This window comes from Nonomuraea sp. NPDC048892 (assembly GCF_040649735.1).
GTDB classification, from domain to species: domain Bacteria; phylum Actinomycetota; class Actinomycetes; order Streptosporangiales; family Streptosporangiaceae; genus Nonomuraea; species Nonomuraea maheshkhaliensis.
Genome location: NZ_JBEZFZ010000005.1, coordinates 148709 through 168457 on the forward strand (window position 1 = coordinate 148709; position 19749 = coordinate 168457).

Sequence of the window (19749 nt, forward strand, 5' to 3'; positions counted from 1 at the left end):
GCGTGTGGCGGGGCCCGCCGCAGCCGGCCGGCCGTCCGGCTCGTGGACGCGCCTGCCCACCTGGTCGCGGCGCGCGATCATCCTCGTCGTCCTGATCGGGATCTGGCAGGCGTACGCGTCCCTGTCCGGGGTGAGCCCGTTCGTCTTCGCCGGCCCCTGGGACGTGGCCGTGGCCTGGGCCGGCGGCTGGGCCTACGGCGAGATGGCCGTCTCCACCCTGACCACCCTGCGCCTGCTGGGCACCGGCATGGCCATCGGCATCGTGCTCACGGTGGTGCTCACCGTGCTGGCCGCCACCACCACGATCGGGAACGACGCCCTGCAGCTGGTGTCGTCCATGATCAACCCGCTGCCGTCGGTGGCCATCCTGCCCCTCGCGATGCTCTGGTTCGGGCTCACCGACACGGCGCTGATCTTCGTCACGGCCAACGCCGTCCTGTGGCCGATGACCGTCAACGTCAGCATGGGCCTGCGCACCACGCCGGCCACCCTCGTCATGGTCGGCCGCAACCTGGGCCTGCGCGGCTGGCGGCTGACCCGTGACGTGATGATGCCCGCCGCGCTGCCGCACGCCATCTCCGGGCTGAAGACCGGCTGGGCGTTCGGCTGGCGCACGATCATCGCCGCCGAGCTGGTCTTCGGCACCGCCGGGACCGACGGCGGGCTCGGCTTCTTCATCAACAACGCCCGCTACTACGCGCGCACGCCCGACGTGTTCGCCGGCCTGGTGACGATCGCTCTCATCGGCATCGCGCTCGACCTGGTCTTCGGCCTGGTCGAACGGCACACGGTGACGCGGTGGGGCATGAAGGAAGGAACCTGATGACATTCTCCCGCGCCGCCGGTGACCGCCGGGCCGCCGCCGGTGACCGGCTGAGCGCCGCCGTGGGGCGGAGCTCGTACAGCCGCAGGGACGCGCTGCGCCTCGGCGTCACCGGCGCCGGCCTGCTGGCGCTGACCGCCGCGTGCGGCGGAGGCGGGTCCGGTGGCTCCGGCGGTACGGGTGGCTCCGGTGGCTCCGGTGGGGAGATCAACATCTCCCAGGGGTCGGGCATCAGCTACGCCGCGCTCATCATCATCCAGGCCAAGGGCTGGCTGGAACAGGACCTGCCCGGCCGTACGATCAACTGGAAGACCGTCAGCGGCGGCGCCGCGACCAGGGACGGGATCGTCTCGGGCAGCCTCCAGCTCGGGGTCAGCGGCTACGGCCCCTACCTCATCGGCTGGGACGCCGGCGTCCCCTGGAAGATCGTCTGCTCGCTCAACGACATGCCGCTGTGGCTGGTGGCCAAGGACCCGAAGTTCCGCAGCCTGAAGGACTTCGGCCCGGCCGACCAGATCGCCGCCGTCTCGCCCGGCTCGATCCAGTCGGTGATGTTGCAGCGGGCGGCCCAGCAGCAGCTCGGCGACGCGCACGCGCTCGACAGGAACATCGTGGCCATGGCCCACCCCGAGGCGCTGCAGGCCCTGGTCGTCGGGCAGCTCGCGGGCGCCTACACCTCGCCGCCGTTCCAGTTCCAGGCCGTGGAGCAGGGGGCGCGCAAGCTGGTCGACAGCTACGAGCTCTTCGGCCCGCACGGCTTCAACGCGGTGGTGACCAGCGAGGAGTACGCGGCCGCCAACCCCGACGTGCTCGCCTCCTTCTACCAGAACATCACCCGCGCCAACGAGCTCATCACCAAGTCGCCCGCCGAGGCCGCGAAGATCCTCTCGGAGGCGGAGAAGGGGAAGATCTCGCCGGAGAAGTACCAGGAGTACCTGACCTACAGCGGCATCGAGTTCACCACGGCCCCGCACGGCGTGCTCAAGCTCAGCGCCTTCATGAAGGAGGTCGGCGTCATCAAGAAGACCCCGGCCGACTGGCGCGACATCGTCTTCGACCAGGCCAAGAAGGAGAACGGCTCGTAGGCCCGCACGCCGGCGGAGGACAGGCCCACGCGACCCTGCGGTGGTTCACCGCGACGTCGTTGTCGGCGGCGTCGTTCACCCCGCGCCGGAGTTGAGCTTGTCGGCGACGGCCTTGGCCACCTCCAGCGCGCCCCGGGTCAGCCTGCCCTCCGGGTCCTCGGTGACGCGGCGGTCGTACGTCACCTCGATCACCGCGTTGCTCACGCGGACCCCCACGACCGCCGTCGTCGGCCCCTTGCCGGTGTCGCCCGGCAGGGTCCAGCCGGTGACGAAGGAGTCGTCCCCGATGACCGGGTCGGGCTTGGTGTAACCCTTGGGGATCAGCGCGGACTCGGCCCTGCGGGCGACGAACTGCTCATGCGCCTCGGCCACGCCGCCGGTGAACACCTTCGTGTAGACCTTGAGCTTGTGGTACATGTTGTCGGGAATCCCGGGGCCGAACTTGGGCAGGGTCCCCCATTCGCACTCCTCCTTGTAGATCTTCGTCTCCTTGGGGAAGAGCACGAGCTTGACCCGCAGGTCCTCACCGACGAGCTTGCACGGGTCGACCTCCTTGGTGAACTTCGCCTCCCCCGTCGGCACCGGCTCGCTGGTCGAGGGCTGCGCGCTGGGCTCACTGGTGGGTTCGGTCGTGGGCCCGGTCGTAGGCTCAGTGCCCTCGGACGTCCGCGCGGCGACGGGCGTGGTGACGGGCGCGGGCGGCGGCTGCCTCGTGGCCAGGAAGACGATGGTGAAGACCATCAGCACGAGCACCGCCATCGCCCCGCTGAGCAGGCCTGGCGTCATCCGGAGACCGGGTCGCTTGACGGGGGCCGTGTTCGGGTAGTCGTTCATCTCGTTCGTGGCGGGGCGGCCGCCACGTCTCCTCTCCGCGAGTCTGGGGGAACTGCTGCCCGCATCAGCCGGTGTCCTGGGGCGAGGTGTTCCTGAGGGTGTCCGCCGCCGCGCCGGCGAGCTTGCGCGCCCAGTTCTGGTGCTTGGCCTGGGGCTTGGCCACGTCGAACGTGGCCGCGTCGATCTGGACGACGACGTTGCTGACCCGCAGCCACACGATGCTGTGGGTCTGGGTGAACGTCGTCGCCCACCAGTTCTGGCCGAACGCGCCGTCCCCGACGCCGGGGAGATCGCGTACGGCCTCGTACGTCGAACCGCCGCTGCTGCCCGCCTTGGAGGCCTGGGCGTCCTTCCTGCCGCCGAAGACCTTGCGTGCCGCCGCCACCGTGGCCGAGCGCGTGACCTTGACCGTGATCACGTCCTCCCCGCCGGTCCAGGTGCACTCGGCGGGGTCCATCCCGCCCTGCCGCCTGCCCAGGCCGGGAATGATCTTCGCGGCCTGGTCCTCTGACACCAGGCCGCAGGCGTTGGGTGGGGTGGCGAACTTGCCGTCGCCCGGTGGACGCGGGGACGCGGTCGTGGTGGCCGCCGGGCTCGGCGGAGGGCTGGAGGGCGGCTCACCGGACGGCCCGTTCGACGGCCCGTCGGACGGCTGGGCGATCGTACGGGTTTCCGGGGGCGGCGTCGTCCCGGTGGAGGCGTTGACCAGGAGCACCGCGCTGACCGTGAGGGCCGTGGCGGCCGTCAGGCCGGCCAGCACCAAGGGCAGCCTGCTCTTGTCGCGGGGCATCGGCATCGTGGCGATACCGCTAGAGGGGCCGCTGGACGGGCCGGTGGCGGGATCCGTGGGGTGACGCGCGGGGGCGGCGGGACCCGTGACCGGGCGGCGGGCGGGCAGGGGGGCCGCGATCGGGCCGAGCACGTCCTTGATCACGGAGAGCGGCGGGCGCGCGGCCGGGTTCTTGTCCAGCAGCGCCATGAGCAGGCCGCCGATCGGCCCCGCGTGGACGGCGGGCAGCGGAGGCTGGGTGAGCACCGCCGCCACCATCGCCATGGGGGTGTCGCGCCGGAACGGGCTCTGCCCCTCCACCGCCGTGTAGAGGGTGGCGGCCAGTGACCAGTGGTCGGAGGCCGGGCCCGTGGGCTCGCCGCGCAGCCGCTCCGGCGCGACGTAGCCGGGCGTGCCCGACTGCTCGGCCGCCGCGAGCGCCGAGGCGGCGCCTGGGCCGCCGCCGGTCCACGCGCCGCTGCGCGGATCGGCCTGCGCGCCGTATCCTGGCCCGTTCTGCGGCCCCGGCCCGCTCTGAGGCCCGCTCTGAGGCCCGCTCTGAGGCCCGCTCTGAGGCCCGTTTTGAGGCCCGCTCTGAGGCCCGTTCTGCGGGTCGATCTGGGCGGCGATGCCGAAGTCGGTGAGGATGGCCTCGCCCGCGTCCGTGATGATCACGTTGCCCGGCTTCACGTCACGGTGCAGGATCCCGCGCCGGTGGGCCGCGTCGAGCGCGTCGAGCACCCGCAGCCCGATGGTGGCCACCTGACCTGAGGGAAGCCGTCCTGACTCCTTGATCAGGTCGGCCAGCGACCGCCCCGCGAGCAGGTCCATGACGATCCACGGCTGGCCCTGCTCGGCGATGACGTCGTGCACGGTGATGATCGCGGGATGGTTCAGCGCGGCGGCGGCGCGGGCCTCGCGCAGGGTGTCCTCGAGTGCCTTGTCCCTGCGGGCCGGGTCGGACGGCAGGCGTACCTGCTTGACCGCGACCTCGCGGCGCAGCACCGCGTCCTGCGCCCGCCAGACCGTGCCGGCGCCGCCCGCCCCCAGCGGTGCGACCAGGTGATATCGCCCGGCGACTACGTGCATGCGTCAGCCCTTGGCGTCGAGGTTCTCGGCGAGGTACTTGATCGCCTTCGGGATCTTCTGCCGCAGCGTGGGGTCCTCCTTGACGTCACGGGTGTAGCGGACCTCGCCCACGATGTTGCCGGTCTTGAACACCGAGTAGACCGTGACCTTCTTGGTGCTGAACGTCGTCTCCTTCACCTCCCAGGCGACCGCCTGGTCACCGGCGCCGGGGATCTCGAAGACCTCGCCGTGCTCGCCGCCGCTGCCGCCCCTGCCGGCCTCCGACTCGGCCTTCGCCTTGGCGCCCTGCACGTGCTCCTCGGCGAGCTTGGTCTCGTAACCGTCGCCCTGCTGGGTGTAGAGGTAGAACGTGGCGTAGATGGCGAGGTCCGCGCTGTCGCCCAGCGAGCCCCAGCCGCACCTGACGGTGGGCTCGGTGCTGGAGGTCACGAATCGGCCCACCAGCTCGGTGGCCTGCTGCCGGGTGAGCAGCTGGCACGGCCTGGGGACGGCGGTGAACTTGCCGGGGGTGCGCGCGACCGGCGAGCCGGTGGGCGCCGCGGTGGTGGAGGGCTCGGGGGTGCCGGCCGGCGTGGTGGTGTCGGGGGTTGGAGCAGGCCGGTCGGTGCTCGACGTGGTCTTCGGGGCGGCGACCGGGGTGGTGACCGGGGCGGCGGGCGCGGACGAGGTGGCCAGGATGAGCACGACCGCCGCGACGAAGGCGACCGCCACGGCCGCCGCGGAGCCGTACACGGGGATCCGGGGGAGCGTCCAGGACGCCGGTTGCGCCGACGCGACGGTCGCGGCGGTGTGGCCGGTCAGGTGCTGCAGCGACTCCCTGAGCGCCACCGTGTCGGGGCGCTGCGCCGGGTTCTTCTCCAGCAGCCGCATGAGCACGGGCGTGAGGGCGCCGGCCCGCTGCGGCGGCCTGGGCGGCTCGGTCATCACCGCGCCGTGCGTGGCCATGGCGGTCGGACGCGAGAACGGCGGTACGCCCTCGACGGCCGTGTAGAGCGTCGCCCCGAGCGACCACAGGTCGGCGGCGGGCCCGGCGGCCCGGCCAGGCTCCTCGGTGAGCGTCTCGGGAGCGGTGAACCCGGGCGTGCCCATGGGCGCCCCGCCCGGCTGCCCGCCGCCGGTCCGCGTGGCGATGCCGAAGTCGGACAGCAGGATGCGGCCGTCGTCGGCCAGCAGCACGTTGCCCGGCTTGACGTCACGGTGCAGCAGGCCGCGCGCGTGCGCGGCGGCCAGCGCCGACAGCACGAACAGGCCGATCGAGGCGGCCCATTCCGGCGCCATCGGCCCGCCCGACTTCACGACCTGGTCGAGAGAGCGCCCGTTGACCAGCTCCATGACGATCCACGGCTCGCCCCCGTCCTCGACCACGTCGTGGATCGCGACCACGGCGGGGTGTCTGACCTCGGCGGCGGTCCGCGCCTCGTGCAGGGTCCGCATGCGCAGCCGCGCCTGGTCGTCCGGGGACAGGTTGGGCGGCAGGTGCACCTGCTTGATCGCCACCTCGCGCCCGATCCCGGTGTCGAGGGCCCGCCACACGGCACCCATACCGCCGCGGCCGATGGGCGCGAGCAACTGGTAACGCCCGCCCACGAGTCGTGGCTGGTTCATTGCATCACTCCTGGCGTCCTAGCGCCGCCGCGATCCATCGGGCGGCGTCACGCGCGCCTTTGCGCATGGCCTCATCGTCGCCGATCTTCCCGGCGTCGATGTACTTGATCTCCATCACGACATTGCTCACCCTGAAGACGACGTCGTGCCGCTCCACCTGGCCCTTCGGGTTGACCAGCTCGTAGCTGAACGCCTCGTCCCCGATCCCGTTGACCTCCTCGTACGACCTGCGCTTCTGGGTGATCAGCTTGTCCAGGCCGATGCCCGGCCAGTTCCAGGAGAGCTCGGCTCCCGACTCGGCGACGTTGAGCGTGTTGACGAACTTCTCCGACGCCTCGTCCACGCTGCGGCCCCAGGCGCTCTCCAGCTGTACAGGGCGCAGCGGGACCACCGCGACGCCCTTGCCGCGGGTCACCCACTCGCAGCCCTCGTCCTGCTGCTTGCCCTTGGCGGGTGCCGCCGGGACCAGCCGCCGCACCTGGGCCGGCGTCAGGAGCGTACACGGGCTCACCGGGACGTCGAACTTCGCCTCCGCCACGGAGGGCTTCGCGGTGACCGGCTCGGACGGCTCGGGGGTGGAAGACGCAGACGTGGCGGGCGGCGCGGCGGTGCCCGGGGTGGACGGACGAGGGGTCGGCTCCGGCTTGAGCAGCGTGGCGCCGGCCACGGCCGCCACCGTGACGACCGCGGCCGCCGCGGTCGCCGCCGCCCCGATGAGGAGCGGCCGCCGCCCGCTCTTGCGCGGGGGCGCGGGCAGCGGCGCCATCGGCTCCTGGCCCTCCGCCACCCGCTGCAGCAGGTACGCCGCCGAACGCGGATCGGGACGTTCGTGCGGCTCGCGGGCCAGCATGCGCATGAGCACCGGCCCCAGGCTCCCGGCACGGACCGGCGGCCGGGGCGGCAGGGTCAGCGCGTCACGCAGCACGGCCATGGGGGAGGTGCCGACGTAGGGGGCCTGGCCCTCGACGGCGGAGTACAGGGTGGCGGCCAGCGACCACAGGTCGGAGGCCGGGCCGCCGCGCTCGCCGCGCAGTCGTTCGGGAGCGATGTAGCCGGGCGAGCCGATGAGCAGGCCCGACTCGGTGATCGTGGCCAGATCCTCCAGCCGGGCGATGCCGAAGTCGGTCAGCACCACCCTGCCGTCGTCGGACAGGAACACGTTGGCCGGCTTCACGTCGCGGTGCTGGATGCCGTGGGCGTGCGCGGTGGACAGCGCGTCCAGCACCCGCAGCCCGAGCGCCGCCACCCGCTCCGGCGCCCAGGGGCCCTCGGCGGCCACCGCGTCCTTCAGGTCGCGGCCCTTCAGCAGCTCCATGACGATCCAGGGCATGCCGTCGTGGGTGAGCACGTCGTGGATCTTGATGATCTCCGGATGGCGCAGCTGGGCGGCGGCCTGGGCCTCGCGGGTCGAGCGTTGCAGCGCCTCCTCGCGCTCGGCGGGGGAGAGCGAGTCGGGGAGCCGTACTTCCTTGATCGCGACCTCGCGGTCGAGGAGTTCGTCGTGGGCGTGCCAGATGGTCCCCATGCCTCCTTGACCGAGCGCTCCGAGCACGCGGTAGCGGGAGGCGATTCTCTCTTCCGGAAGTCCAGGCACAATGGCAACAGTATTGAGACCCCCTTTCGCTTCGCTATATTTCGCCCCAATCCCTGTGACGACCGACCCACGGAGCGAATATGACCACAGGACCTCCCGTGCCTCCCGCGTCGTACTGGCCGGACGGGGGCAGCACGCGGCCGGCGACGTCGAAGCCGCCGGGCTGGGCGGTGGGCATCATGTCCGCGTCCGCGGTGGTGGCGCTGATCGGCGGCGTGGTCCTCGCCACGCGCGACGCGGGTACCGGCACGCCCATCGCGGAGCCTCCCGCCAAGGTGGACCTTCCCGTCACCCCGCCCACCGACCGGCCGTCCCCTGGGCCTTCGCTGGATCCCCCGTCCTCCGCCCCGGAGCAGACCGCCGAGGCATCCCCCTCCGCGGGCGCCACCTCCACCTTCGCGCCGGTCGCGGACGTGCCCGAGGTGTGCGACCTGCTGCCGGAGAGCCTGACGTCGCGGCTGGCGCCCAAGAGCGCGTCGGCGCCCGGCGTCGCCAAGGACGGCTACGGCGCCAAGCGGAAGGACTGCCGGTGGGACCAGAAGGGGTACCACATGGTAGGCGGCTACAACCTGTCGCGGTCGATCAACGTCAAGGTCAACGCCTTCCAGGATCATGACAACGCCCTGGAGGACGCCGACTTCATGTGGGACTCGATGCGCGACTTCTCCGGGCAGACGCGCGAAGATCCGTACAACACGAAATATGGGGAGATCAAGGAAGTCTCCGGGCTGGGCGACAAGGCGTACATGATCTACAGCGAGCACACCGTCCGGCGCACCGCGAACGCCTGGATCTACGTCGTCCGGGGGAACGCCACGCTCGACATCAGGTTCACCGGCGTCGACAACAAGGGCCGCGAGATCCTCTCCAACGAGAACAGCCGGCCGGTGCCCGAGGAGGAGATGCTCAAAGGCGTGGAGGAGATCGCCAAGGAGGTCCTCAAGGGCCTGTCCTGACCGAACCCCCTGGCCGATCGGGCCGCTTCTCACGACCGGTGCACGGTACGTCGCCGGGCGGCGGGATAGCATGACATTGCCTTCCTGATCCACCGCACGATCGCGGGGATGTGTTCATGCCCTCAGGAGCACACGACGGCCCCGAGACGGTCCGTCCTACGCCCGAGTCCGACCTGGGTGTGTTGTTACGCGCCTGGCGGGAGCGGGCGCTGCTGACCCAGGATCAGCTTGCCGCGCGGGCGGGGCTCAACGTCCGCACGGTGCGCCGGCTGGAGACCGGCGAGCTGCGCCGCCCGCGTAGCGCCTCGGTGCGCCTGCTGGCGGAGGCGCTCGACCTGGGCGAGGCGGACCTGGCGACACTGAAACGCCTCGCGACCGGCGATCCGCGCACCCCGCGCGGGGCCTGGACGCCGCCGCACCAACTGCCCGCCGACGCGGCCGCCTTCGTCGGCCGCACCCGCGAACTGGCCCTCGTCAGCGCGACGCACCACCCCACAGATCGTGCGGAGACGGCGGGCACGGCTGACCACGCGGCCATGGCGGGCGCGGCGGACCCCGCGCATCCCGCGGACCCTGTGGGCGTCGGGAACCCTGTGGGCAGGGTGGGGATGGCGATGGTCGTCGCCATCGACGGCATGGCGGGCGTCGGGAAGACCGCGCTCGCCGTGCACGCCGCCCACCGCGTGGCCGCTCACTTCCCCGACGGTGACCTGTTCATGGACCTGCACGGTCACACCCAGGGTGTGCCGGCGGCCGATCCGGCGCAGACGCTGGCCCGTTTGCTGGAGGCGCTGGGCGTCCCGGGGGAGGCGATCCCGCAGGACGCCGGCGACCGGGCCGCCCTCTACCGCAGCATCCTGGCCGACAGGAAGATGCTGATCGTGCTGGACAACGCCGCCGACGAGGCCCAGGTCCGGCCGCTGCTGCCGGGCGCGGGGGGCTCGCTGGTGCTGATCACGAGCAGGCGGCGGCTGGTCGGCCTGGACGAGGCCCGTACGATCTCGGTGGACGTCCTGCCGGTCACGGAGGCGATCGCGCTGTTCACCGGCACCGCGGGCGAGGAACGGGTGGCGGGCGCGTCGCGGGAGGTGCTGGCCGAGGTCGTACGGCGGTGCGGCCTGCTGCCGCTGGCGATCCGGCTGGCCGCGGCCCGGCTGAAGGCCCATCCCGCCTGGAGCGTGCGGCATCTGCTCGAACGCCTGGAGGAGCACCAGCGGCTGCTGAGCGAGCTGCACGCGGGCCGGCGCAGCATCGCCGCCGCGCTCGACCTGTCGTACCGGGAGCTCAGCGGCGCCGAGCAGCGCGCGTACCGGCTGCTGGCCCTGCACCCTGGCGCCGACATCGCGGCCGAAGCCGCCGCCGCGCTGCTGGCCGTCCCCGCCGCCCGCGCCACCGCGACCCTCGACCGGCTGCTGGAGGCGCACCTCCTGCAAGAGCCCAATCCCGGCCGCCACCGCTTCCACGACCTGGTCCGCGCCCACGGCGCCGAGCGGGTGGCCGGCGAGCCGGAGACCGATCGGCGCGCCGCCATGACCAGGCTGCTCGACCACTACGGCCGGGCCGCGTCGGCCGCGATGGACCTGCTCTACCCCTACGACCCCGCCCCGCCCCCGCCCCGTCCCTCCGCCACGACGCAGTCAGGCGCGGCCATGCCCGACGCGGGCGCGGCCACCGCGTGGCTGGACGCCGAGCTGCCCAATCTGCTCGCCCTAGCCCAGCACGCCGCCGACCACGACTTCCCCGGCCACCTCCAGCATCTGTCGGCCACCCTGCACCGGTGCCTGCGCGGCCGGGGCCGTAACGCCGAGGCCGAGTCCCTGCACGCGCGGGCCCTGTCCGCCGCTCGCGACCTGGGCGACAGCGCGGGGGAGATGGAGGCGCTCCTGCGGCTGGGCGAGATCAGGAGCGTGTCCAGCCGGTACGAGGCCGCCGTCGCCGACACCACGGACGCCCTGCGGATCGCCCGCGCCATCGGCGACGAGGCCGGCGAGCTGCGGGCCCTGTACGGCCTGGGCGTCAGCACCGGCTCCCGGGGCCGGTTCCCCGAGGCCGTGGCGTACTACACCCGTGCCCTGGAGATCGCCCGGACCATCGGGCACCGTACCGGCGAGCTGGACGCGCTGATCGGCTTCGGCAACGCGCACCGGGCGATGGGGGAGCCCGAGCAGGCGGCCCGCGCGCTGACCCTGGCGCTGGAGATCGCCCGCGTCACCGGCCACCGCATCGGCGAGCTGCGCGCGCTGAACGGTCTCGGCCGCATCCACCTCGCGGCCGGCGACCACGGGGCCGCAGCCGCCTGCCTGGGCCGGGCCCTCGACCTGGCCCGCGCCACCGGCCACCGGCTGGGCGAGCTGAGCGGCCTGACGGCGCTCGGCCTCCTGCACCGCGGCCAGGGACGGCTTGAGGCGGCCGTGGACTGCTACCGGCGGGTCCTTGAGATCGCGCGTGAGATCGGCAATCGCAACTGGCAGTTCGAGGCCATCCACGGCCTCGGCCGGCTGCACCACGACCTCGGTCGCCCGGGTGAGGCGCTGGAGAGCCACCGTACGGCCCTGGCGCTGGCCTCCGACCTGGGCCAGCGTGGCGACCAGGCCCGCGCCCACGACGGCCTGGCCTGCGCCGGCGCCGCGCTCGGCCGCCCCGACCTGGCCCGCCACCACTGGTCCCAGGCCCTGGCCATCCTGACCGGCCTCGGCGCCGACCGCGCCGAGGAGAGCGGCGTCGACGCGGAGAGCATCCGCGCCCGCCTGGCCGAAGTGGCGCCGAAGGTCACTCCACGTACTGGAAGATGAACGGTGCCACCAGCCCGATGAGGGCGAGCGCCTCGGTGAGGACCCCGGCCCTATCGCGGCCAAGCCGTGACCGATGGCTGTGACGTTGCCGGAGGAAGTGAAATGCGCTTGATGACAGTCGATCTCGGGGAGGCGTCGGCGGCGTCACCGAGTACTGCGGAAAGGCAGTCCCTAGGGGTGATTCCCGAGGCCTGGGGTGGTACGCGCGACCCCCGGCGTACATGCGAGGACGTAGGCCGACTGTCTCCCTCAGCCTGACGTTTCCCGGCGCCGGTTTCGCGACGCTGAACGCAGACGAAATCGACGACCTCGACGAAGGAGCCCGGGATGAACGCCGCCATCGACACCATGATCTCCAAGCTGGCCGCCTGGCTGAGCCGGCACAGCATCGACGTCCTGCGCGTCAGCCTCGGGCTGGTCTTCGTGGCCTTCGGCACGCTCAAGTTCTTCCCAGGAGTCAGCCCGGCGGAGGCGCTGTCCGTGGCCACGCTGGAGAAGTTGTCCCTGGGCCTGCTGACGGGCTACGCGGCGCAGGCCGTGATCGCCGCCATGGAGGTCTTCATCGGCCTCACGCTGGTGACCGGCAAGCTGCTCAAGACCGGCCTCGTGGTGCTGACCGGCGCGCTGGCGGGGTTCTTCGCCCCGTACGCGCTGTTCTTCACCGACCTGTTCCCCGGCGCCCCGACGCTGGAGGCGCAGTACATCTTCAAGGACATCGTCCTGGCCGCCGCGGCGATGGTGATCGCGGCCCGCGCGCTGGGCGCCCGCCTGGTCCCGGTCCGCGAGCCCCAGGAGCGGGTTCACGACCTGCGCCGGCGGGCAGCGGCCTAGGCGACAGGACGCGGCGGTGCCTTCCGGACCTGGTCCGGGGAGCGCCGCCGCGTTCTCATGGGGTCAGCACGACCTTGCCGGCCACGGTGCCGGACTCCGCCATCCGCATGGCCTCGGCGACGTGGGTGAGCGGGAACCGCGCGGCGATCTGGGGGGTCACGTCGCCACGCCGCAGTGCCGCGAAGACCTGGGTGAGGTCGGCGCGCAGCCGGGCGCGGAACCGGTCCTTCGACAGAGCCCGCCCGGCCCAGATGTTGTAGAAGCAGGCGCGGCGGCGGTTGGGCAGCGCGTTCCACAGCCACACCCGCAGCAGCAGCTTGACCACGGGCCACTGCTTGGAGCCCTGATCGTCCCTGGTGGAGGCGGTGCCGTAGGCGACGAGCGTGCCGCCGGGCGCCAGCAGCCGCCAGGAGTCCACGATGCCGGGCCCGCCGACGTGGTCGAAGACGGCGTCCACGCCGCCCGGAGCCACCTCGCGGACGCGTGCGGCGACGTCACCCGCGCGGTAGTCGATCGGGACGACGCCGCGCTCGCGCAGCGTGTCGTGATGGCGGGCGGACGCGGTGCCGATCACCGTCACGCCGGCGGCCTGGGCCAGTTGGACCAGGACCGAGCCGACGCCGCCGTTGGCGCCGTGCACCAAAATGGTCTGGCCCGCGCGGACGCGCGCCTCGCGGTGCAGCATCTGCCAGGCGGTGATGCCGTTGACCACGACGGTCTCCGCCTCCGCCGCGCCGATCCCCTCGGGGACGGCCACCACGTCCGCCGCGTCCACGACGACGTGACTGGCCCAGCCGCCGACCTTGACCAGCGCGGCCACGAGGGTGCCGGCCAGGCCGGGCGGCACGCCCGCGCCGGTCGCGACGACGGTGCCGACCAGGTCGTAGCCGGGCACGAAGGGGAACGGCGGCTGGTCGTAGTAGCGGCCCCGGCGCATCTGCTGCTCGGCGAACGAGACGCCGGTCGCCTCCATCCTGATCACGACCTGGCCGGGGCCGGCGTCGGGGACCGCTCCGCGCCGGACCTGTAGCTCCTCCGGCTCCACCTTGCCCGGCAGGACGACCTCGACGAGCTCTTCGGTGTTCATGACGACCCTCCTGAGTTACTAATACTTGCTTCAGTTAGAAGCTATAACTCATGAATGAGACTGTCAATCACGACAGTGATAGGCTCTAACCAATGTGAGGAGCTGATGAGATGGCCGAGCCGGCGACTCCGCGCGGGCGCTACCGCGCCCAGGTGCGGGCCGAGATCAAGGAATGCGCGTGGGAGCAGATCGCCACGGCCGGGGCCTCGGCGCTCTCACTGAACGCGATCGCCAGGCAGGTGGGCTTGAGCGGCCCCGCGCTCTACCGGTACTTCGCCGGCCGCGACGAGCTCATCACCGAGCTGGTCAAGGACGCGTACCGGAGCCTGGGCGCCGCCTTCGGAGCGGCGGGCCCGGGGGCGGGGGTGGCCGAGCTGGCGCACGTCCTGCGCGGCTGGGCGCTCGACGATCCGCAGCGGTATTTCCTCGTCTTCGGCACCCCCGTGCCCGGCTACCACGCGCCGGGCGACGTCACCACGATCGCGTCCGAGATCATGACGACCCTGCTCGACGCCTGCACCGCCCCACTTCCCGACGGCCCCGAACCATCGCACGCCGCCCCACTTCCCGGCGGCCCGGCGCCACCGCACGCCGCCCCGCCGGCCGCCCTGCGCCGGGCGCTGACGTTCTGGACCCGGCTGCACGGGGTCCTGTCGCTGGAGCTCGCCGGGCACTTCACCGGGATGGACTTCGACCCCGCGCTGCTCTACGCCGCCGAGCTGGACGCCTTGACCTGCGCGGATGACGGGCGCGACGAGCCCTTGACCCACAGGTAGCTGCCGGGACGGCGACGCTCCAGCCGCAGCGACCCCACCGTGAACCGGCACACCATCTCCTTCACCCAGGCGGCCACCTGGCCGCTCAGGATCCACTCCACCGGCGAGTCGTCGGCCCTGACGAACTGGATCAGGCCGTCGCGCCGCCCCAGGCTGACGCACTGGATCAGGTACCGGAACCGGAACGGCCGCGCGGCCCGACCGGCGGCCCTGGCGTTGACGACGTCGGCCGCGTGGGCCGCGATCGGCATCCCGGCCGCGCACGACATCCGGGACGTCCCGCCGGGCACACGCACGGCCGCCGCGTCGCCGACCACGTACACCTCGGGATGCGACACCGACCGGAGCGTCTCGTCCACCAGCGCCCGCCCGCGCGAATCCACGGCCAGCCCCGCCTCGGCGGCCAGCGGCGGTACCACGAACGACGCCGCACAGACCACCACGTCGGCCGCCACGTCGCCCCGATCCGTCCTGACCACGCCGGGGCCGGCTCCCGTCGCCCGCGTCCCCGCGTGCGTGCGGACGCCGAGCCGGGTCAGGGTGCGGGCCAGGTGCCGCCTGCCCTTCCCCGACAGCCCGGCACCCGGCTCGCCGCCGGTGACCAGCGCCACCTGCCACGACGGATAACTCTCGGCCAGCTCCGCGGCCATCTCGACGCCGGTCAGCCCGCCGCCGACCACGGCCACCCGGCCGCCGCTCCCTTCGAGCCGGGTGCGCAGCTCGGCGGCCGTCTCGGCGGTGTAGGCGTGCTCGGCGACGCCGGGGGCGCTCACGTCGGTCCCGCTGCCCAGGGCGTACACGAGCGTGTCGTACGGGAAGACGCGCCCGTCGTCGGTGCGCACCCGCCGCGCCTGAAGATCGATGCCGCTCACCCGCGCCTGGACCGTGGCGATGCCGGTGCCTCTGGTCAGCTCGGCCAGCGGGATCGTCACGCCGGGCCGTCCCGCCGCCAGCTCGTGCATCCTGATCCGCTGCCTGAACGACGAGTCCGCGCTGATCAGGGTGATCCGGTGGGTGCGGTCCAGCCGCAGCGCCGTCGTGAGACCCGCGTAGCCCGCTCCGATGACCAGGATGTCCATGTCCGCCTCCTTGAGAATCTCAGCTGCGGGACAGACGGCACGGCGGAGCGGAACGTGAGCGTGAGACGCGTCACACCCAGTGAGGAGGCCAGGTCACAACCCAGGGAGCCGGCCGGGTCACACCCCGGCCAGCTTGGCCGGGTTCCGCACGTGGCACACCTCGGTGATGCGCCCGTCGGCGACGGTGAAGGCCAGCACGGAGTCCACCGTGCCGTCCGCGTTCCTGACCACCACGCCGGGAGCGCCGTTGACCTCGACCAGCTCGGAGGTCATGCCCGCGTACCAGCGCTCGATCACGCCCTGCACCAGCCTGGCCACCCGCCGCGCCCCCACCACCGGCACCAGCGCCGCGCCGACCACGCCGCCGCCGTCGGCCCGCCACACCACGTCGGGGTCGAGCACCGCGACCAGCCCGCGCAGGTCGCCGGTGACCGCGGCGGCGGTGAACGCCGCCACCGCCTTGCGGTGGGTCACCCGGTCGCCGGAGCTGCGCGGCGCGTACTCGCGCACCCGGCCGCGCGCCCGCGAGGCGAGCTGCCGCACCGCCTCGTCACTGCGCCCGAGCACACGGGCGATCTCGTCGAACGGCACCGCGAACACGTCGTGCAGCACGAACGCGACCCGCTCGGCCGCCGACAGCCGCTCCAGCACGGCCAGCAGGGCCAGGCTGACCGATTCGTCCATGGTGGCCCGGTCTTCCGGACCCGGCTCCCGCACCACCGGCTCGGGCAGCCACTCCCCGACGTACGACTCGCGCCGTGCCCGGGCGGAGGTGAGCGCGTCGTAGCAGATCCGGCTCACAATCGTGGTCAGATAGGCGCGCACGTCCTCGACGACGCCGGGATCCGCCCGCTGCCAGCGCAGCCACGCCTCCTGGAGCGCGTCGTCGGCGTCGGTGCGGGTGCCCATGATCCGGTACGCCACTCCCCACAGGTGGGAGCGGTGGGCCTCGAACGCCGCCAGCCGTGCGGCTTCACCATCCTGCACGAGGCCCACCCTGCGTCCGGACACCGGAGCACGTCAACTCGCGCCTCATGAGCCGAAGGCACGCCGGTAGGCGGCGGGGCTGACGCCGGTCGTCTTCTTGAACCGGTCGCGGAAGGCGGTCGGCGAGCCGAAGCCGACCTGGGCGCCGATGCGCTCGACGGGATGGCGGGTGCTCTCCAGCAGGTGCTGGGCCTGCCTGATGCGGGCGCGGTGCAGCCACTGCAGCGGGGTCGTGCCGGTCTGCTCGCGGAAGCGGCGGATCAGCGTGCGGGTGCTCATCCGGGCCTGGGCGGAGATGTCGTCCAGCGTGAGGGGGCGGGCGAGGTTGTCCTGGAGCCAGGTGAGCAGCGGCTCCAGCTCGGCGCCCCGGGGCGTGACCTGGTGGTCGTGCGCGATGAACTGGGCCTGCCCGCCCTCGCGTTCCAGCGGCATGACCGACAGCTGGGCGGCGTCGGCGGCCACGGCCGAGCCGTAGTCGCGGCGGATCAGGTGCAGGCACAGGTCCAGCCCGGCGGCGGCGCCGGCCGAGGTGAGGAACTGGCCGTGGTCGACGTACAGGACGTCGGGGGCGACCTCAAGCCGCGGGTGGTCGGCGGCCAGCCGGTCGGCCAGGATCCAGTGGGTGGTCACCCGCAGGCCGTCCAGGAGCCCGGTCGCGGCCAGGGGGAACGCGCCGGAGCAGATGGAGGCCATGCGGGTGCCGTCCGCGGCGGCCGCGCGCAGCGCGTCGCGGACGGCGCCGGGCAGCGGATCGAACGGCGTCGCCGTGCCCGGCACGATGATCGTGTCCGCGGCCTTGAGCCCGTCCAGGCCCCAGGGCGCGCGCAGCGTGAACGCCCCGGCGTCGATCTCCGGCCGCTGCGCGCACACCCGGATCCGGTAGCCGGGCCGGCCGTCGGGCAGCCGCGCCCGGCTGAAGGTCTCGATCGGGGTGGACAGGTCGAACGGGATCACCTGGTCGAGCGCGAGGACCGCGACGGTGTGCATGGCGCGAACCTACCTCCGCGCACCGCCGGTCCCGCGCCCGCCCCAGACGGTGACCTGGCTGGCAGGGCCTGGCGCTTTTCCGTCGACAGCCCTCGTTGATGCCGGGGCCGGTCGAGGCGTCAAGCGCCTCCAGCGCCAGGCTCGGTGCTCAGCGGCCGATCGGGTGCCAGACCGTCTTGATCTCCAGGAACGGGCGGATCCGCGACAGCCCGGGATCGGCGTCGGCCCAGTCGTCCCGGCCCGGCCGCAGCACCCGCTTGAGCGTGCCGGCCGCCAGCTCCTCCAGCTCGGCCGCGAGAGCGCCGGCGCCGGTCAGGTCCAGGGCGTTCACGTCGGCGTGCCCGGCCAGCGGCGGGGCCAGCTCGGCGACCCGGCCGGTCAGGATGTTGGCCACGCCGGGCGGCAGGTCGGAGGTGGCCAGCGCCTCGGCCAGCGTCACGGCCGGCAGCGGGACGCGTTCGCCCGCCACCAGGACGGCCGTGTTGCCCGAGGTGATCACCGGCGCGAGCACCGACACGAGCCCGAGCAGCGAGGAGGAGGCGGGGGCGAGCACGCCCACGACGCCGGTCGGCTCGGGATCCGAGACGTTGAAGTAGGGGCCGGACACCGGGTTCGCGCCGCCGAGCACCTGACCGATCTTGTCGGCCCACCCGGCGTAGTAGACCCAGCGGTCCACCGTCGCCGACACCAGCGCCTGCGCCCGCCCCGCCTTCACGCCCTCGGCCGCGGCCACCTCGGCGGCGAACTGGTCGCGCCGCCCCTCCATCATCTCGGCGATCCGGTAGAGGATCTGCCCCCGGTTGTACGCGGTCCGCCCCGACCAGCCCGGGAACGCCTTCCGCGCCGCCACCACGGCGTCCCGCACGTCCTTGCGTGAGGCCAGGGCCGCGTTGGCGAGGTGATCTCCGGCCGCGGACGTCACGGGATACGACCTCCCTGATTCCGAGCGCGGGAACGCGCCACCGATGTAGAGCTTGTACGTCCTGCGCACGCCGACCCGCGCCGCCGCCGTCGTCTCACCCACGGAGATACGCCTCCAACCCGATCAGTCCGCCCTCGCGGCCGTATCCCGACTCCTTGTAGCCGCCGAACGGGCTGGCCGGGTCGAACACGTTGAACGTGTTGGACCACACCACCCCGGCCCGCAGCCGGGCCGCGGTCCACAACATCAGCGAGCCCTTCTCCGTCCACACCCCCGCCGACAGCCCGTACGGCGTGTTGTTCGCCTTGGCCACGGCCTCCTCCGGCGTACGGAAGGTGAGCACCGACAGCACCGGCCCGAAGATCTCCTCGCGGGCGATCCGGTGTGCCTGCGTGACACCGGTGAACACGGTGGGCGGGAACCAGTAGCCCCGCTCGGGCAGCGAGCAGGCCGGCGACCAGCTCGTGGCGCCCTCGGCCTCCCCCGCGGCGGACAGCTCGCGGATCCTGGCGAGCTGGGCGGCCGAGTTGATCGCCCCGATGTCGGTGTTCTTGTCCAGCGGGTCGCCGAGCCGCAGCCGCCCGATCCTGGCGCGCAGCCGGGCCAGCAGCTCCTCGGCGATCGACTCCTGCACCAGCAGCCGCGAGCCCGCGCAGCACACGTGGCCCTGGTTGAAGAAGATGCCGGTGACGATGCCCTCGACGGCCTGGTCGAGTGCGGCGTCGTCGTAGACGATGTTGGCGCCCTTACCGCCCAGTTCGAGGGTGAGCCGCTTGTCCGTGCCCGCCACGGCGCGGGCGATCTGCCGGCCCACCTCGGTCGAGCCGGTGAAGGCCACCTTGTCGGCGTCCGGGTGGGAGACCACGGCCCGGCCGGTGTCGCCGGCGCCGGTCACGATGTTGACCACGCCGGGCGGCAGCTCCGCCTCCTGGCAGATCTCGGCGAAGGCCAGCGCCGTCAGCGGCGTGGTCTCGGCCGGTTTGAGCACGACCGTGTTCCCGGTGGCCAGCGCGGGCGCGACCTTCCACGCCAGCATCAGCAGCGGGAAGTTCCACGGGATGACCTGCGCGGCCACGCCCAGCGGCCGGGCGCCGCCGAGCCCCGCGTGGGCCAGCTTGTCCGCCCAGCCGGCGTAGTAGAAGAAGTGGGCCGCGACCAGGGGCAGGTCGACGTCCCTCGTCTCCTTGATCGGTTTGCCGTTGTCCAGCGACTCCAGCACGGCCAGCTCGCGGGCACGTTCCTGGATGATGCGGGCGATGCGGAACAGATACTTGCCGCGCTCGGCGCCCGGCAGCTGCGACCACACGCGCTCGTACGCCCGCCGCGCCGCGGCGAACGCCCGCTCCACGTCGGCCTCGCCGGCGGCGGCCACCTCGGAGAGCGGCTCCTCGTCGGCCGGGTTGACGGTGACGATGCGCTCGTCGCTCTTGGCCTCGACGAACTCCCCGTCGATGAACAGGTCGTACGACGGCCGGACGGACACGATGGAACGTGACTCCGGCGCGGGCGCGTACTCGAAGATCTCCACGCCTC

16 protein-coding genes are annotated in these 19749 nt (G+C 72.9%); 6 read left to right on the forward strand and 10 right to left on the reverse strand.

The features are described from left to right. Nucleotides 1-4: 4 nt before the first annotated feature. Nucleotides 5-823 carry an ABC transporter permease gene (locus AB0C28_RS18075; RefSeq protein WP_358075745.1) on the forward strand — a complete coding sequence of 273 codons (819 nt, stop codon included), beginning with the start codon at nucleotides 5-7 and terminating at the stop codon, nucleotides 821-823. Then, nucleotides 823-1908 (forward strand): ABC transporter substrate-binding protein, encoded by a 1086-nt coding sequence (locus tag AB0C28_RS18080; protein ID WP_358075748.1) that lies wholly within the window; start codon nucleotides 823-825, stop codon nucleotides 1906-1908. The genes AB0C28_RS18075 and AB0C28_RS18080 overlap by 1 nt, the downstream gene beginning before the upstream one ends. Before the next feature lie 75 nt (nucleotides 1909-1983). On the opposite strand, the gene AB0C28_RS18085 is transcribed toward AB0C28_RS18080, so the two are convergent. From AB0C28_RS18085 to AB0C28_RS18100, 4 genes are all read right to left on the reverse strand, one after another. Then, nucleotides 1984-2742 carry a hypothetical protein gene (locus AB0C28_RS18085; protein WP_358075751.1) on the reverse strand — a complete coding sequence of 253 codons (759 nt, stop codon included), beginning with the start codon at nucleotides 2740-2742 and terminating at the stop codon, nucleotides 1984-1986. A gap of 64 nt (nucleotides 2743-2806) precedes the next feature. Then, nucleotides 2807-4600 (reverse strand): protein kinase, encoded by a 1794-nt coding sequence (locus AB0C28_RS18090; protein WP_358075753.1) that lies wholly within the window; start codon nucleotides 4598-4600, stop codon nucleotides 2807-2809. 3 nt (nucleotides 4601-4603) lie between these two features. After that, a complete protein-coding gene (locus tag AB0C28_RS18095; protein WP_358075756.1) occupies nucleotides 4604-6205 on the reverse strand; it encodes a serine/threonine-protein kinase in 1602 nt (533 codons plus the stop codon). A gap of 4 nt (nucleotides 6206-6209) precedes the next feature. Then, nucleotides 6210-7799 carry a protein kinase gene (locus AB0C28_RS18100; RefSeq protein WP_357855584.1) on the reverse strand — a complete coding sequence of 530 codons (1590 nt, stop codon included), beginning with the start codon at nucleotides 7797-7799 and terminating at the stop codon, nucleotides 6210-6212. Between the two features lie 80 nt (nucleotides 7800-7879). Between AB0C28_RS18100 and AB0C28_RS18105 the strand changes: the two genes are divergently transcribed. From AB0C28_RS18105 to AB0C28_RS18115, 3 genes are all read left to right on the forward strand, one after another. Beyond that, a complete protein-coding gene (locus AB0C28_RS18105) occupies nucleotides 7880-8755 on the forward strand; it encodes a hypothetical protein (protein WP_358075759.1) in 876 nt (291 codons plus the stop codon). Between the two features lie 116 nt (nucleotides 8756-8871). Further along, a complete protein-coding gene (locus tag AB0C28_RS18110; RefSeq protein ID WP_357855590.1) occupies nucleotides 8872-11547 on the forward strand; it encodes a tetratricopeptide repeat protein in 2676 nt (891 codons plus the stop codon). Between the two features lie 327 nt (nucleotides 11548-11874). After that, nucleotides 11875-12378: a DoxX family protein gene (locus AB0C28_RS18115; RefSeq protein WP_357855592.1), complete on the forward strand. Its 504-nt coding sequence runs from the start codon at nucleotides 11875-11877 to the stop codon at nucleotides 12376-12378. Nucleotides 12379-12433: 55 nt separating this feature from the next. Here the strand turns inward: AB0C28_RS18115 and AB0C28_RS18120 are convergent, their stop codons facing one another. After that, nucleotides 12434-13465: a medium chain dehydrogenase/reductase family protein gene (locus AB0C28_RS18120; RefSeq protein WP_358075762.1), complete on the reverse strand. Its 1032-nt coding sequence runs from the start codon at nucleotides 13463-13465 to the stop codon at nucleotides 12434-12436. Between the two features lie 110 nt (nucleotides 13466-13575). On the opposite strand from AB0C28_RS18120, the gene AB0C28_RS18125 reads away from it, so the two are divergent. Beyond that, nucleotides 13576-14241, forward strand: a complete 666-nt coding sequence (locus AB0C28_RS18125) for a TetR/AcrR family transcriptional regulator (protein ID WP_357855598.1) — start codon at nucleotides 13576-13578, stop codon at nucleotides 14239-14241. Here AB0C28_RS18125 and AB0C28_RS18130 read toward each other — a convergent pair. The 5 genes from AB0C28_RS18130 to AB0C28_RS18150 form a co-directional block, all read right to left on the reverse strand. After that, on the reverse strand, nucleotides 14172-15320 hold the full coding sequence (locus AB0C28_RS18130; protein ID WP_358075765.1) for an FAD-dependent oxidoreductase: 1149 nt from the start codon (nucleotides 15318-15320) through the stop codon (nucleotides 14172-14174). The two genes, AB0C28_RS18125 and AB0C28_RS18130, sit on opposite strands and share 70 nt — an antisense overlap. A 117-nt stretch (nucleotides 15321-15437) precedes the next feature. Then, nucleotides 15438-16307, reverse strand: a complete 870-nt coding sequence (gene sigJ, locus AB0C28_RS18135) for an RNA polymerase sigma factor SigJ (protein ID WP_358075768.1) — start codon at nucleotides 16305-16307, stop codon at nucleotides 15438-15440. Nucleotides 16308-16352: 45 nt separating this feature from the next. Further along, nucleotides 16353-17294, reverse strand: coding sequence for a helix-turn-helix domain-containing protein (locus tag AB0C28_RS18140; protein WP_358075770.1), 942 nt, complete (start codon nucleotides 17292-17294; stop codon nucleotides 16353-16355). Nucleotides 17295-17442: 148 nt separating this feature from the next. Next, nucleotides 17443-18318, reverse strand: a complete 876-nt coding sequence (locus AB0C28_RS18145; RefSeq protein ID WP_358075773.1) for an aldehyde dehydrogenase family protein — start codon at nucleotides 18316-18318, stop codon at nucleotides 17443-17445. Beyond that, nucleotides 18311-19738 carry an aldehyde dehydrogenase family protein gene (locus AB0C28_RS18150; protein WP_358076484.1) on the reverse strand — a complete coding sequence of 476 codons (1428 nt, stop codon included), beginning with the start codon at nucleotides 19736-19738 and terminating at the stop codon, nucleotides 18311-18313. The genes AB0C28_RS18145 and AB0C28_RS18150 overlap by 8 nt, the downstream gene beginning before the upstream one ends. Nucleotides 19739-19749: the final 11 nt, after the last annotated feature.